The organism is Pseudomonas reidholzensis (genome assembly GCF_900536025.1).
GTDB classification, from domain to species: Bacteria; Pseudomonadota; Gammaproteobacteria; order Pseudomonadales; family Pseudomonadaceae; genus Aquipseudomonas; species Aquipseudomonas reidholzensis.
Map to the genome: position 1 here is coordinate 66,666 of NZ_UNOZ01000013.1, position 14,929 is coordinate 81,594.

The following is a 14,929-nucleotide window of genomic DNA, read 5'->3' on the forward strand; positions in this document are numbered from 1 at the left end:
CACCGTTCCAGGGAGGACCGCATGACCCCAACCACCGGCCTGATCCTCTCCGGAGGCGGCGCCCGCGCCGCCTACCAGGTAGGTGTGCTGGCCGGCATCGCCGAGCTGCTTCCCGCCGGCGCGGCCAATCCCTTCCCGGTCATCGTCGGCACTTCTGCCGGGGCCATCAACGCGGTCACCCTGGCCAGCGGCGCCACTCACTTCGGTGAGTCGGTGCAGCGCCTGACCGCCTTCTGGCAGAACTTTCGCAGCCACCTGGTGCTGCGCAGCGACTGGCCCGGGGTAATCCGCCAGGCCAGCCGGTTCGTCGGCCACAGCCTGCTCGGCCTGGGCGGCCAAGCGCCGGTGGCACTGCTCGACAGCAGCCCGCTGCGCGGCCTGCTGCAAGCGCACCTGAACCTCGACGGCATCAACCACGCGCTGGCCAGCGAGCAACTGCGCGCCGTTGCGATCACCGCCTTTGGTTACGAGTCGGGGCAGGCGGTGACCTTCTACCAGGGCCGCGACACCATTGAGCCGTGGCTGCGTCATCGGCGCATCGGCATGCCCACCGCGTTGACCGTCGAGCACCTGCTGGCCAGCTCGGCGATCCCGCTGCTGTTCGCCCCGGTCAAGCTCGGCGAGGAGTACTTTGGTGATGGCGCGGTGCGTCAGTCGGCGCCGATCAGCCCGGCCTTGCACCTCGGTGCCAGCCGGGTGCTGGTGGTCGGGGTCAGTGGCAACCCGCAGCGGCCAGCGCCGCCGCTGCCGACCCAGCGGGTGTTCAGCGGCCAGCAGCCGAGCCTGGCGCAGATCGGTGGGCATATGCTGAACAGCACGTTCATCGACAGCCTGGAAGACGACATCGAGTTGATCCAGCGGCTCAATCACCTCAGCCACTTGTTGCCTGCGCACCTGGATGCGCGGCGGCTGGGGCTGGCGCCGATCGAGGTGCTGGTGGTGGCGCCGAGCCAGCCGCTGGACGAGATCGCGGCGCGTCATCGGCGTGATCTGCCGGCGGCGTTGCGGGTGTTTCTGCGTGGGCCGGGGGCGACCCGGACCAGTGGGGCAGGGGTGTTGAGTTATCTGCTGTTCGAGGCCAGCTACTGCAGTGAGCTGATCGAGCTGGGCAGGAAGGACGCCCTGGCCAAGCGCCGCGAGCTGTGTCAGTTCCTGGGGTTATGAGCCAGTCGATGCCGGCCTCATCGCGGGCAAGCCCGCTCCTACAGGGTTAGAGCGGCCCGGTCCCTGTAGGAGCGGGCTTGCCCGCGATGAGGCCGGTACCGCAACACCTTACTCGGCGATCTGCAGCTTGCGCGCCTGGGTGTACACGTAGCGCACTTTCTCGTACTCGAACGGCGAGTTCAGCTGCCCATACCGGAAGGCCGTGGTGTAACGCTTGTCCACCGCCCGCAGGAAGAAGATCTCCGGATGGTCGGTACTGGCCTCGGCCACATTGAGGAAGTTGACCGCCTGCTCACCCGCGTAATCCACCACCACCCCGGTGGTGTCGCGCAGGTTCGACGGCCCAAGGATCGGCAGCACGATGTACGGCCCGTCCGGCACCCCGTAGAAGCCCAACGTCTGGCCAAAGTCCTCGCTCTGGTGCGGCAGGCCCATCTTGGTCGCCGGGTCCCACAGCCCACCCACGCCGATGATCGTGTTGAACATCAAACGCGCGGTGATCTCCGCCGAGCGCTTGCCCTTGAGCTGCAGCACGCTGTTGAACAGGTTGGGCACGTCCCCCAGGTTGCTGAAGAAGTTGCTCACCCCGGTGCGCACGAAGCGCGGCGTGACGTACTGGTAGCCCTGCACCGTCGGCAGCAGCACCCATTGGTCGAAGCGGTAGTTGAAGTGATAGATGCGCCGGTTGACCGACTCCAGGGGGTCGTAGACGTTCAGCGCGGTCAGGGTCGAGCGCTCGAACTCGCGCTGGTTCAGCCCGGGGTTGAATTTCAGCGAGCGCAGCGGATCGATGAACCCATCGTCGCCGGCGCTCGGCGCGAGCACCGGGTCGGCTTCGATCACGCTGGTACGCGGGGCGATTTCCTCGGCCTGGGCCAGGCCCGCGGCCAGTAGTGCAGTGGCGAGCAACAGTCGTTTAACCACGGAAGAACTCCAGCATGGCGTCGCTGTTGACGCGGTAATTGAGGTTGCCGCAATGGCCGCCGTGCGGGTACAGGGTCAGACGGTCGCCGAACACCTTGCGCAGGAAACCGATATCGCCAGGGCCGAGGATCAGGTCGTCGGCGTTGTGCATCACCTCGATCTTGGTGCTTTTGTGCAAGTAGTCCTCGAGCGCGTACAGGCTGGCCTGGTCGACCAGCTGGAGGATGCTGCCACCGTCGGTGCGCACCCGCCACATGGGGATCACCTGCTCGGTCAGGTAGCACTCGAAGTCGCACTGCAGGGCACGCTTGAACCACGGCGTGAGGCTGCTGCCTTCGGTGATCGGCTGCTTGGGCGGGGTAATCAGGCCGCGGCGGTTGACCAGGTCGGAGGTAAAGGCGATGTCGGCGGCAGAGAAGCGGAACGAGGTGCCGATGAGCATGGCCATCTGTTCGTTGGACAAATGCTGGCGCGACTTCTGGAAGTCATACAGCAGGGCATCGTTGAGGTCGACGTAGCCTTTTTCCTGGAAGTAGCGGGTGAGTTTTTCCAGCATCAGCTCGTAGAACGTGGTGCTGCGGTCGATGCCCTTGACCTGGGTCTGCACCAGCTTGTCGAGGTTGCTCACCGAGGTGTACAGGTTGACGGGCGGGTTGAGCAGCAGCACGCGCTTGAAGTTGAAGCTGCGGCGGGTTTCATCCAGGTGGCTGACAAACGCCGCGTCCAGTGCGCCGAGGCTGTAGCCGGTGAGGTAGAAGTCGCTGACCGGCAGGCGCGGGTGCTGCGCGCGCACCGCCTGCATGACCCGGTACAGGTCTTCGGCGTCGTCCTTGCTGATGCCAGGGGTGGCGAAGCGCGAGGCGGCGCTCATGAAGTCCCAGCTGGTCGGCGACGACAGCTGCACGACGTGGAAGCCTTCCTGGTAGTAGAGCTTCTTCAGGTATTCGTTGATGGTGCTGGAGTAGGGCGCGCCGGTGCCGGCAATGATGAACATCAGCGGCGCTTCGCGGTCCTGGCGGGCCAGGCGGTACTTGAGCTTTTTCACCGGCCAGAAGTTGTCCGGCAGGGTGAAGGCGCGGTCCGGGCGCAGGTTCAGGCTGTAGTCGGCCTGGTTGATGTCTTCGTCGCTGGGCAGGGTCGGGCGCTGCTCGGGCGGCGTGGTGGCGATGGTCGCCTCGAACGGGTTGGTCAAGGGGAAGCCGTAGGTCGCGGCGTCGATATCCCGCGCCGAAGCGGCCGCAGCCAGTAGCAGGCCACCCAGAAGGGCAGCGAGGCGCATTGATCGAAGCATTGAATCCCCCAGGGAAAAATCAGCAAGGCACAGCGTGATGCAGGCTAGGACCACGCCGTGCACGGCAAAGTTGCCAGGCGCCGTGCCCTTTGTCGGGCAAGATATTGCCGCGCCGATGACAGGCGCGACAAGGGTCATTACCTGCAACATAGCTTGCGCCATGGCAACTTGCCTTGCACGGATGTTGCGGATCGTTATGCTGGGCCTTGATCAGAGCTGCCCGGAGCCGGCCCCCTTGAAGCGTTTTTTGCCTGTGATTGTGCTGTTGGTGTGCCTGCCGTTGTGGCTGGGGGCCAGTTATGGCGTGCGCTATGGCCTGATGGAAGATGCCCAGTGGGTGGGCCTGTGCGGCGTGCCGGGCGAGTACTGGCAGTGCCAGGTGCGTGCGCTGCTGGGGTTGGGCATTCATTTTCAGGTGATCGCCTGGGGCGCGCTGGGGCTGGCGTTGCTGGCGCAGGTGGTGCCGCGCAAGGCGGGGTGGTACCTGGCGGGTGTGGCGCTGGTGCTGGGGATCCCGGCGCTGGTGCTGTACACCGCGAGCATCGCCGTGTTTGCCGTGGTCCTGGCGGGGCTGCGACTGGTGCGTCAGCCAGCCCCGGCCAAGGTTGCCTGAGAGGGGCTGCTGCGCAGCCCTTCGCGGGTGAACCCGCTCCCACAAGGACCGCGGTGACCCCATTCCTAGGGGCAGCTCAGAATCCTGTGGGAGCGGGTTTACCCGCGAAAAGGCCAGCACGGTGTCAGGTCTTGCGCAGGCTGCGCCACAAGGCGCCGACCATCAACACGCTCACCACGGCCCAGACCCAGGCCTGCTGGTTCTGCAGGCCTTCCTGATACAGCTGCGGCAACACCCCGGCCCCAACGATAAACGCCAGCAGAGCCACCTCAGCCCGCCGCGCCGCCACTGGCCGCAGCAGATAAACCAACGCCGGCAGCAACAACGCCGCACTCGGGAAACTCCGATACCGCGGATCCACCACCATCGCCAGCATGCTCACGGCCGCCGCAAACCCGGCCGCCAGCAACCACCACCCGGCCCGCGCTTCCAGCCAGGCGAACAGCCGCTCGCGCCAGCCCTCACGCCGCGCCAGGGCCAGCACCCCATGGGCCAGCACCAGCACATTCAACCCCGCCAGCAGCACCGCCCACAGCCACTCCGCGGCAAACCGCGCATTGGTCCGCATCAACTCGCCCCACAGCCCCAGGCTGCCCGCGCCAATCGCCGCCAGCAGCGGCAGCAACAGCGCGGCCTGCACATTGCGCGGTCTCCCAGCCAAGAGCAGTGCGGCAAACATCAACACGGCACTGGCCACCAACCATTGCGGCCACAGCGCCAGGTTGCTCACCGGCCCTTCCAGCACGCCCTTGTCCTGCCGATCGGCGTCATACAGCCCCCAATAGCCACCGACAGCGCCCTCGCTGGCGCGCTTCCACGGCTGGTCGAAGGCCTCGATCAGGTTGTAGCGCCAGCCGTTGCGCTCGGCCATGGCCACGAAGCCCCGAATGAATAGTGCTTCGTTGACCCGGCTCGGCACCGCCGTCTCGCGCTGGCGGCCCTCGCTGGGCCAGCCGGTTTCACCGATGACGATGTCCTTGGGCGCGAACTGCGTGCCGAACACCTGGCGCACCTCGGCGACATGCGCCAGCGCCTCGTCGATGCCGCGCGGGTCGTCTTCCCAGTAGGGCAGCAGGTGAATGGTCAAAAAATCCACCGCCGTCGCCACCTGCGGGTGCTGCAACCAGAACTCCCAGACATCGGCATAGGTCACCGGTACCTGCACCTGGCGTTTGACCCGCTCGATCAGCTCGGCCATGCGCTCGCCGGTGACTTCCTTGCGCAGCAGCGCCTCGTTGCCGACGATCACCGCCGTGACCACGTCCGGGTTGGCCTTGGCCGAGGCGATCAGCAGCGCGACCTCCTTGTCGGTGTCGGCCACGTTGGCGTTGACCCACGCGCCGATCATCAGCTTCAGCCCATGCTTGCGCGCCAGCGCCGGGATCGCCTCCAGGCCGGTCATCGAATAGGTACGAATGCACTGGAATCGCTCGGCCAGCAGCGCCAGGTCGGCGTCCATACGCGCCGGGCGCAGGCGAAACGGCTGGTCGAACGGCGACTGGTCCTTGTCGAACGGGGTGTACGAGGCGCACTGCAGTTTGTGCGTCGGGCTGGCCGCATCGGGCAGCAGCACCGGCTTGCCGAGCCCGTACCAGAGCGCGCCGAGGCCGCCGAGGGCGAGCAGGCAGGCAAGCAGGTAGAGCGGCAGCATGAGGCGGGCGGAACGGGGCATCGGGCGGTCCATCGTCAGGCACAAAGGGCTAGATGATAGCCGCAAATGCCCGGCGTCAACGCTTTGGCATGCAAGGATCGCGCAGGCCATGGCGTGCCGATGACGCTAATGGCCAAGTGCTGTCGCATCTGGTTGGGGTGGAGGTCGCGTGTGGAGCAGGTCGCACCGGGTAGCAGGTTGATGATGCAATCTCCAAGACCTGACGAGGGGATGCTTTGATGAACATGCGACGTTTCCTGGGCGTGGGATCCGCCCTGGTGTTGGCCATGAGCGCAGCACAAGCAATGGCCAAAGAAGTGAGCATTGGGTATGTCGACGGGTGGGCCGACAGTGTCGCGACCACCAACGTCGCGGCCGTGGTGATCAAAGAAAAGCTGGGCTATGACGTCAAGCTGCAGGCGGTAGCCGCCGGGATCATGTGGCAGGGCGTCGCCACCGGCAAGCTCGACGCCATGCTCTCGGCCTGGTTGCCGGTCACCCACGGCGAATACTGGGCGAAGAACAAGGACAAGGTGGTCGACTACGGCGCCAACTTCAAAGACGCCAAGATCGGCCTGATCGTCCCCGAGTACGTCAAGGCCAACAGCATCGAAGACCTCAAGACCGACGAAACCTTCAAGCAGAAGATCGTCGGCATCGACGCCGGCTCCGGCGTGATGATCAAGACCGACCAGGCGATCAAGGACTACGACCTCACCGGTTACAAGCTGCAGGCCAGTTCCGGTGCCGGCATGACCGCCGAGCTGGGGCGTGCCTATCCCAAGCAGCAGTCGATCGCGGTGACCGGTTGGGTACCGCACTGGATGTTCGCCAAGTGGAAACTGAAGTTCCTCGAAGATCCGAAGGGCGTGTATGGCGCGGCGGAGACCGTCAACAGCATCGGCAGCCAGCAGCTGGACAAGAAGGCGCCGGAAGTGGCGGCGTTCCTGAAGAAGTTCCAGTGGCAGTCCAAGGATGAGATCGGCGAAGTGATGCTGGCGATCCAGGACGGTGCCAAGCCCGAAGCGGCAGCCAAGGAGTGGGTGGCCAAGCACCCCGAGCGTGTGGCTGAGTGGACGGGCAAGTAAGTATTTGAGCTTGTGAATTGGGGCTGCGTTGCAGCCCTTCGCGGGCAAGCCCGCTCCTACAGGTACGGTTCCTGTAGGAGCGGGCTTGCCCGCGATAAGGCCAACGCGCTCTCCCGGTTGTTACCAAATTGGTAATACACCGTTACCTATACGACTAAGGTCGTCTGGTTGGCGTCCAACGGCAGCATAAAGTACAGGTGGGTTATCCCTACATCTGTGCTGCTAGGACAAAAACAATGAACGACAGCATTTACCTCTCGATACAGAACAGTCCCCGCTTCAAGGAACTGGTCACGAAACGCGAACGCTTCGCCTGGATTCTCTCGGCGATCATGCTCGGCCTCTACTGCTCCTTCATCCTCCTCATCGCCTATGGCCCGCAGATACTCGGCGCCAAGATCAGCCCTGAATCGTCGATCACCTGGGGCATCCCCCTGGGCGTCGGCCTGATCCTCTCGGCCTTTATCCTGACCGCGATCTACGTGCGTCGCGCCAACGGCGAGTTCGATGAGCTGAACAAGGCAATCCTCGAGGAGGCCAAGCAATGATCCGTCAAGCCAAAGCCCTGGCCGTCCTGGCCTGCGGCGTTTTCGCACCCGCCGTGTGGGCAGCCGACGCGCTGACCGGCGAGGTGCAGAAACAGCCGCTCAACGTCTCTGCCATCATCATGTTCCTGGCCTTCGTCGGCCTGACCCTGGGGATCACCTACTGGGCCTCGAAACGCAACAAGTCCGCCGCCGACTACTATGCCGCCGGCGGCAAGATCACCGGCTTCCAGAACGGCCTGGCGATCGCCGGTGACTACATGTCGGCGGCGTCCTTCCTGGGGATTTCCGCGCTGGTGTTCACCTCCGGCTACGACGGCCTGATCTACTCGATCGGCTTCTTGGTCGGCTGGCCGATCATCCTGTTCCTGATCGCCGAGCGCCTGCGCAACCTGGGCAAGTACACCTTCGCCGACGTCGCCTCGTACCGCCTCGGGCAAAAGCAGATCCGCACCCTGTCGGCCTCCGGCTCGCTGGTGGTGGTGGCCTTCTACCTGATCGCGCAGATGGTCGGCGCCGGCAAGCTGATCGAGCTGCTGTTCGGCCTCGACTACCACGTCGCGGTGATCCTGGTCGGTATCCTGATGTGCCTGTACGTGCTGTTCGGCGGCATGCTCGCGACCACCTGGGTACAGATCATCAAGGCGGTGCTGCTGCTGTCCGGTGCCAGCTTCATGGCGCTGATGGTGATGAAACACGTCAACTTCGACTTCAACACGCTGTTCTCCGAGGCGATCAAGGTGCACGCCAAGGGTGAAGCGATCATGAGCCCGGGCGGCCTGGTCAAGGATCCGATCTCGGCGTTCTCGCTGGGCCTGGCCTTGATGTTCGGTACCGCTGGCCTGCCACATATCCTGATGCGCTTCTTCACCGTCAGCGACGCCAAGGAAGCGCGCAAGAGCGTGCTGTATGCCACCGGCTTCATCGGTTACTTCTACATCCTGACCTTCATCATCGGCTTTGGCGCGATCCTGCTGGTCAGCACCAACCCGGACTTCAAGGACGCCGCCGGCGCCCTGCTGGGCGGCAACAACATGGCGGCGGTGCACCTGGCCGATGCCGTGGGTGGCAGCATCTTCCTCGGCTTCATCTCGGCGGTGGCCTTCGCCACCATCCTCGCGGTGGTGGCCGGGCTGACCCTGGCCGGTGCTTCGGCGGTCTCGCATGACCTGTACGCCAGCGTCTGGCGCAAGGGCAAGGCCAACGACAAGGACGAGATCCGCGTATCGAAGATCACCACCATCTTCCTCGGCGTCCTGGCCATCGGCCTGGGCATCCTGTTCGAGAAGCAGAACATCGCCTTCATGGTCGGCCTGGCCTTCTCGATTGCCGCCAGCTGCAACTTCCCGGTGCTGCTGCTCTCGATGTACTGGAAGAAGCTGACCACCCGCGGCGCCATGATCGGCGGCTGGCTGGGCCTGGTCAGTGCGGTCGGCCTGATGATCCTTGGCCCGACCATATGGGTGCAGATCCTCGGCCATGAAAAAGCCATCTACCCGTACGAGTACCCGGCGCTGTTCTCCATGCTGATCGCCTTTGTCGGTATCTGGTTCTTCTCGGTCACCGACAAGTCCACTGCCGCGGAAAACGAGCGTGCGCTGTTCTTCCCGCAGTTCGTCCGTTCGCAGACTGGCCTGGGTGCCAGCGGGGCGGTTTCCCACTAACGCCTGACCGTTAACCTACAACGCCCCGCCTGTCGGGGCGTTGTCGTGTCTGGCTGATGGCGTTTTGCACACGCTGGGAAATTTCCGAGGCTCGCTCGGAACGGTCTTGGTCAATGCAACGGCACGACCCTGAATAATCTCCTTGCTCGCCGGGACCCACCCGGCAGGCATCAACCGTTCAAGGAGATCTGATTCGTGAAACGTACGTTACTTGCCCTTCCCCTGGCCCTGTTCTGCGCGACGTCGGCGTTTGCCATCGACCCCATCGAGAAGCAGGTGCTGATCACCGCCCAGATCCCGACCGCGGCCTTTTACGTCGAGCCCGTTGGCGGTAACTGGATGAACGACCCGCAGGAGCTGACCTGGAACTCGTTCCAAGGCACCCTCGATCCGGTCATCAAGCAACTGCAGGTCAAGAGCACCGTCGGCCCGATCAGCGCCTACCTGGTGTCGCCAGCCGTCATCGCCAGCGGTACCCACAACATCGAGCTGGACGTCAAGGTCGGCGACACCGTGCTGCAAACCACCCCGGCCGAAGTGGTCAGCGCGGCCCAGGCCAGCACCGGCGCGATCATCGGCTTCGAAGTGGCCGCCCAGGCTGCTCCGGTCACCGGTTACGAGCCAGGGAGCTACCAGGGCCTGGTCAGCATGATGTTCGAAACCGCCGCGCCTTGAGCCTGACGCTCAGCCGTTAACCCATCCGTTGTTGCCCGCCTTACCTTCGGCGCTTGTCGAGGGGAGGGTGGGCATTGCCCTCAAGCGACGCTCATGCCGATCACTCATTGCATCACAGCTTTGCTGCGCCGTGGCTTGCCCCTGGTTGCCTGCCTGGCTGCCGCGCCGTCCTGGTCCGCCGAGGCACCCACCACCCTGGGCCGCGTCGATGGGCTGCCGCGGGAGTTCGAGGCGCACTTCTTCGACGTGCCGCTGGCCGTGCGGGTCGACCTCGATGGCCGTTACCTGGGCGATGCGATGGTCGTGCTCAGCCGCGACCAGCGGGTGCAACTGCTTGAATTCACCGACACCCAGGAGAGCCGCGAGCCCGAGCGCGTGCGCCGTCTCTGGCGCGAACGCCTGGCCGAGGGCCGCGCCCTGGGTGATTGCCAGTCCGACTGCCCGTCGGGCCTGCGCGCGCTGCACTACAGCCTGGTCAATTCGCAGCTGTCGCTGCTGACCCGCGACGCTGAAGCTGTTGACCAAGACGCGCGCTTCCACCACCTGCCCGAGCAGGGCAGCCATGGCCTGTTGCTGCGCAACCAGCTCAACCTTGTGGGGGATGGCCGTGGCACCAGTGGCCGCTACGCGATGCAAGGTCAAAGCAGCATCGGTAAATGGACCGCCCTGGCCGACGGCCAACTCGACCGCGGCAGCGACAGCCAGGAGTCCACCCGTTACCGGGTCGACCAGCTCTACGCCGAGCGCCTGATCGAAGACAACTTCTACCGTCTGGGCTATTTCACCCCCAGCGCCCAGGGCCTGACCCGCCAGCCGCGGCTGATGGGCGCCAGCCCCGATACCACCCTCGGCCTGATGATCGGCAGTAGCGACAGCCTGGCCATCGACAATGGCGCGCCGAGCGCCACGCCCATCTACGTCACCCCTGATCGCCCCGCCGTGGCCGAGATCTACCGCAACGGCGTGCTGATCAACAGCCAGCCGGTGCAGCCTGGCTTGCAGACCCTCGACACCCGTGTGCTGCCCGGCGGCATCTATGAAATCGAAGTGCGCGTGGTCGAGGACGGCCAAGTCACCTCGCGCAGCCAGGAGTTCATCTACAAGCCCAGCAACTGGCGCAGTACCGACGCGCCCTGGCGCTACAACCTGTACCTGGGGCGGCAAAGCAGCCTGCTGAGCAACTGGGCACGCGACCATGACGACAGCCTGAGTGCCGGGGTCCTGGCCAACTACCTGCTGCACCCGCGGGCGGTGGTCGGCCTTTCGACCCAGCGCATCGATGAGCGGCTGCAGTACGGCACCTCGCTGGACTGGGACGTGCTCGACCGCTTCAAGCTCTATGCCAATGTGTTCCAGGCCCAAGGCTACGGCAGTGGCTACGACCTGCAGGCGATCCACAGCTATTCCAGCGGTTCGCTGGTGGCCAGCCACAGCCGCTCGTGGTTGTCTCGCCCGCGCGAGGTACGTGGCACTGCGTTCGTGCAACGGCAGACGCAGTCGTCGCTGTCGTTGAATCAGCGCCTCGATCCGCGCAACACCGCCAGCCTGCGCGTGTCGCACAGTCGCGGTGCCAGCGACGGGCTGGGCATTGACCTGGGCTGGTCGTATTTCGGCCGAGTGCTCGGTTCGGACGCCAACTGGCGCCTGTCGCTGTTCGACCGGCCGGGCACCGTGGGCACTGCCGACGTGCGCAGTCGTGGGGTCAACCTGAGCCTGAGCATGAGCCTGGGGGATGGCGGGCGGCGGCTCTCTGCCAGCCTTGGCACGCGCACCTCCCGCGATGGCGGGCGCGACCTGAACACCTCGCTGGCCTACCAACAAGACGTCGACCTGGGGCCATTGCGCAGCGTCGGCATGAGTGCCAGCGCCGACCGTTATGGCGTCGGTCTGGGCGGCGACACCCAGTTCGAAAACCGCGTCATGCATGGCGATGCCTATGTTCAGCGTTCGTCCTACAACGGCGAGTTCAATGGTGGCCTGAACCTCCAGAGCCTGCTGGCGGTGGGGGATGGCAAGGCCGCCTTGAGTGGCCAGTTCCTGACCCACCAGGCGGGCTTGATAGTCGACGTCGAGACCGACCTGGAAGACCTGCAATTGCGCGCCGACGATCCCAACGGCAGCACGGCCAGCCTGCGGCCTGGGCGCAACGTGATACCGGTGGCGGCCTACAAGGCAGGGCATGTGCAGTTCGACTTCGCCGGCAGTGACGCGACCGCTGCGGTGATTCAGCCGTCGAGCCTGGACTACCACCTCAACCGCGGCGGCATCGCCTATCGGCAACTGCGGGTAATGCGCACGGTCACCGTGATCGGGCGCTTGCTCGATGGCCAGGGCAAGCCATTGCGCGGTGCCCAGGTGATCAACCACGCCAGCCGCACGGTCAGCGAGGCCGATGGCTTCTTCGCGGTGGAAATGAGCGAGGCCACGCCGAGCCTCGAGGTTCATCAGCACGGTGCCGCGGCCTGCCTGCTCAGGCTCGATCTGCTGGCGCTGGAGCGTGAGGGCGATGTGGTCCTGGCGGGCGATCAGACCTGCAGCCCGGCAAGCCTGGCCGAGGTGCCCCAAGCGCCCGGCCAGGGTCGTGGTTGAGCCCTGCGGCCGGCATAACGGGCGCTCGAACACCATTTAGGAAATTTCCTAAGGCGTTCTAGGACCGATCCTGCAACCCAGGGCATAGCCATGAGCCCCCTGGCATCACTACTCTCGTCATCCCCGTAAGGAGACTGAAACATGACCATCCCACGGCTGATCCTGTTGGCGTTGTGCATTGCCCCGATGGCCTCATACGCCGCCCCGCAGCTCAACGTCGGCACCCTGTACGACTACCTCGACAGTGGCAAGAGCACGCTGCTCAAGCGCGTGCGCAACGGCGGCGACACCACCGCGTTCGTCAAGATCAGCGTGGCCGAACTGGTTTATGACGCCAACGGCGTGGCCCGCGAAGTCGACACCGACGGCCTGCCGCTCGAGCAGCGCGGCCTGGTCGCCAGCCCGGCGCGGCTGATCGTGCCGGCCCAGGGCATGCAGGCGGTGCGCCTGCTGTACCGCGGCGCACGCGCTGAAGAGCGCTACTTCCGTCTGCGCTTCGTGCCCGTGCTGCCCGAAACCGGGGACGGCTTTGCGGTCAACGAAGCGGAGGCCGAGCAGTACCGCGACAGCCTCAAGGCTGGGGTCAACCTGCTGGCCGGGTATGGCACGCTGCTGTTCGTGCGGCCCGCCGAGGCCCGCTTCCAGACACCGGTGCAGCGCCAGGGCGGCCAACTGACAGTGGCCAACCAAGGCAACACGACGGTGGTGCTCGACCACTTCCGCCAGTGCCTTACGCCGGGGCAGAACTGCGAGCCGGCCACCAAGCACCACCTGTTGCCAGGGCGTAGCCGGGCGTTCGAGGGGCAGGTGGGCAAGGTCCATCAGTTCGAGCTGCACGAAGGCGCCGAGCACAAAGCCATGGTGGTGGAAGGATGAGCCTCGAGGTGAGCCTCCGCCAGCGTGGGCTGGGCTGGTGCCTGGCGATAGCCCTAGGGTTGGGTGCCTCGGGCGCTTCAGCGCTTGATGCAACGATATCCGCTCGATACACGGAGGGGCGTTCCCCGGTGTTCGAAAACACCACCCCGCCTGCGGCCTTCTGCGTGCGCTGGCCGGATTACTGCCGGGGGCGCGAGGTGGTCGACCTGCCAATGACCTATGTCAAGGACGTTACCGAAGCCAGCCCACGTGATCAGTACTACCTCCGGTTCCCGGGTCGCCGTCAGGTCGACGTATTCCGAGACCAGACGGGTGAATCTCATACGCTGACCTTCGAATTCACCGGTGTCAGCCAGCGCACATTCGGCCCCCCCTACTATGAAAGTCCCCTCTACAACTCAGTCTTGTCGGGTGGTTGCACGCGGCTAAGGGGTTTTGCCAACCCACCTTGGGTCGGCTTTCTATGGGCATTCAACACCCCTCAGGCCCCTACAGGCTGCTATTCAAAGAACAACAGAGGCATACCTGACTATTACTATGCGGTGACGGCGGTAGACATGGGTGTCACCTACAACCTGATCAACCCGTCCCCCCATCGCATGAAGCCTGGTGTCTATCGCGGCAGCGTCACCTATTCGATCGGCCCAGGAGGCGATTTCGATTTTGGCGATGGGGTGAGAGAACTCAATGGCAATACCCTTACCCTGCACTTTGAACTCGATGTGCAGCACGCCTTTTACTTTGACTTTCCGCCGGGCTCCGATCGTGCTGTGCTGGAGCCGCGGGATGGCTGGCCCGCGTGGCTGGCGGGGGGCAGCTCTCCTCAACGTCTGTACCGTGACCTGCCGTTTCGGCTGTCGTCGACGGGCCCGTTCAAGGTTTACAAAATGTGCCAGTACGATGTCGACAGCCGTTGTGGGATTCGCAATGAGGAGGGCGACCAGGTGCCTGTGCAGGTCGCGCTTACGCTACCGGGAGGGCTCATGCATGGAGGGCAGCGTGTCGAGCGCCTGCCCCTGCCCAGCGGATCTGCTCAAGCATTGGAGTTCGAGTCGAGCGTGCCGACCTTCAGCCGCCCTGGCCAGTTGCATTTCGAAGTGGGCCGCGCCGACGTCCCGGGCATGCTCGGCTACTCCGGCAGTACCTACAGCGGCCAGGTCACCGTGGTGTTCGATGCCGAACTCTAGCCTGGCCAGCCCCGCTCAGCGAGGAAGCCTATGTCCACCGCCCTGGTCGTCGACGACCACCCGTTCATCCGCGCCACGGTCTGCATGTTGCTGCGCCAAGACCACCTGGACGTAGTCGGCCAGGCCGACAACGGCATCGATGCGCTGCGCCTGGCGCGTGAGCAGGCCCCCGACCTGATCATCCTCGACATCGCCATGCCCGGCCTCGACGGCCTTGAGGTGATCGCCCGGCTCAAGGCCCTGCAGCACCCGGGCAAGATCGTCGTGCTGACCTCGCTGCTGGCCGAGGCCTACTCGCTGCGCTGCCTGCAGGCCGGCGCCGCGGGCTATGTGTCGAAGACCGACGACCTTGGCGAGCTGAGCAAGGCCGTGCGCGCGGTGCTCTCGGGCTACACCTACTTCCCTGAGGTGGCGCTCAGCTCGGTCAACCACCAGGACCTGCGCAGCAGCGAAGCGCAATGCATCGCCAGCCTCACCGACCGCGAACTGATGGTCTTGCAGCACCTGGCCCGGGGCCTGAGCAATAAAGTGATTGGCGAGCACATGCTGCTGAGCAACAAGACCATCAGCACCTACAAAAGCCGCCTGCTGGAAAAACTCCGGGTCAATTCATTGATCGACCTGGCGGATTTCGCCCGCCGCAACCAGCTCATTTGACGGCG

General features: G+C 64.9%; 13 protein-coding genes. 10 read left to right on the plus strand and 3 right to left on the minus strand.

The features are described from left to right. Nucleotides 1-21: 21 nt before the first annotated feature. Nucleotides 22-1,164 (plus strand): patatin-like phospholipase family protein, encoded by a 1,143-nt coding sequence (locus tag CCOS865_RS08275; RefSeq protein WP_119139664.1) that lies wholly within the window; start codon nucleotides 22-24, stop codon nucleotides 1,162-1,164. 108 nt (nucleotides 1,165-1,272) lie between these two features. Here the strand turns inward: CCOS865_RS08275 and CCOS865_RS08280 are convergent, their stop codons facing one another. Together CCOS865_RS08280 and CCOS865_RS08285 are read right to left on the minus strand one after the other, a co-directional pair. Continuing rightward, entirely contained in the window at nucleotides 1,273-2,088 is an 816-nt protein-coding gene (locus CCOS865_RS08280; RefSeq protein WP_119139666.1) for an MlaA family lipoprotein, read from the minus strand. Next, nucleotides 2,081-3,379: a serine/threonine protein kinase gene (locus tag CCOS865_RS08285; RefSeq protein WP_119139668.1), complete on the minus strand. Its 1,299-nt coding sequence runs from the start codon at nucleotides 3,377-3,379 to the stop codon at nucleotides 2,081-2,083. The genes CCOS865_RS08280 and CCOS865_RS08285 overlap by 8 nt, the downstream gene beginning before the upstream one ends. 235 nt (nucleotides 3,380-3,614) lie before the next feature. Between CCOS865_RS08285 and CCOS865_RS08290 the strand changes: the two genes are divergently transcribed. Next, nucleotides 3,615-3,992 carry a hypothetical protein gene (locus CCOS865_RS08290; protein WP_119140955.1) on the plus strand — a complete coding sequence of 126 codons (378 nt, stop codon included), beginning with the start codon at nucleotides 3,615-3,617 and terminating at the stop codon, nucleotides 3,990-3,992. 124 nt (nucleotides 3,993-4,116) lie between these two features. Here the strand turns inward: CCOS865_RS08290 and CCOS865_RS08295 are convergent, their stop codons facing one another. Beyond that, nucleotides 4,117-5,676: a glycoside hydrolase family 17 protein gene (locus CCOS865_RS08295; RefSeq protein WP_119139670.1), complete on the minus strand. Its 1,560-nt coding sequence runs from the start codon at nucleotides 5,674-5,676 to the stop codon at nucleotides 4,117-4,119. A 206-nt stretch (nucleotides 5,677-5,882) separates the two neighbouring features. Between CCOS865_RS08295 and CCOS865_RS08300 the strand changes: the two genes are divergently transcribed. From CCOS865_RS08300 to CCOS865_RS08335, 8 genes are all read left to right on the plus strand, one after another. Continuing rightward, entirely contained in the window at nucleotides 5,883-6,731 is an 849-nt protein-coding gene (locus CCOS865_RS08300) for a glycine betaine ABC transporter substrate-binding protein (RefSeq protein WP_119139672.1), read from the plus strand. Nucleotides 6,732-6,967: 236 nt separating this feature from the next. Beyond that, complete coding sequence (locus tag CCOS865_RS08305) at nucleotides 6,968-7,279, plus strand: DUF485 domain-containing protein (RefSeq protein ID WP_119139674.1); 312 nt, start codon at nucleotides 6,968-6,970, stop codon at nucleotides 7,277-7,279. After that, entirely contained in the window at nucleotides 7,276-8,940 is a 1,665-nt protein-coding gene (locus CCOS865_RS08310; RefSeq protein WP_119139676.1) for a cation acetate symporter, read from the plus strand. The genes CCOS865_RS08305 and CCOS865_RS08310 overlap by 4 nt, the downstream gene beginning before the upstream one ends. A gap of 195 nt (nucleotides 8,941-9,135) precedes the next feature. Then, nucleotides 9,136-9,615, plus strand: coding sequence for a CS1 type fimbrial major subunit (locus tag CCOS865_RS08315; RefSeq protein ID WP_119139678.1), 480 nt, complete (start codon nucleotides 9,136-9,138; stop codon nucleotides 9,613-9,615). Nucleotides 9,616-9,708: 93 nt separating this feature from the next. Then, nucleotides 9,709-12,204, plus strand: a complete 2,496-nt coding sequence (locus CCOS865_RS08320) for a CS1-pili formation C-terminal domain-containing protein (protein ID WP_119139680.1) — start codon at nucleotides 9,709-9,711, stop codon at nucleotides 12,202-12,204. A gap of 141 nt (nucleotides 12,205-12,345) precedes the next feature. After that, nucleotides 12,346-13,080 (plus strand): fimbrial biogenesis chaperone, encoded by a 735-nt coding sequence (locus CCOS865_RS08325; RefSeq protein ID WP_119139682.1) that lies wholly within the window; start codon nucleotides 12,346-12,348, stop codon nucleotides 13,078-13,080. A 128-nt stretch (nucleotides 13,081-13,208) separates the two neighbouring features. Beyond that, complete coding sequence (locus tag CCOS865_RS28295; RefSeq protein WP_244216072.1) at nucleotides 13,209-14,267, plus strand: hypothetical protein; 1,059 nt, start codon at nucleotides 13,209-13,211, stop codon at nucleotides 14,265-14,267. 30 nt (nucleotides 14,268-14,297) lie between these two features. Further along, complete coding sequence (locus CCOS865_RS08335) at nucleotides 14,298-14,924, plus strand: response regulator transcription factor (protein ID WP_119139684.1); 627 nt, start codon at nucleotides 14,298-14,300, stop codon at nucleotides 14,922-14,924. Nucleotides 14,925-14,929 lie beyond the last annotated feature (5 nt).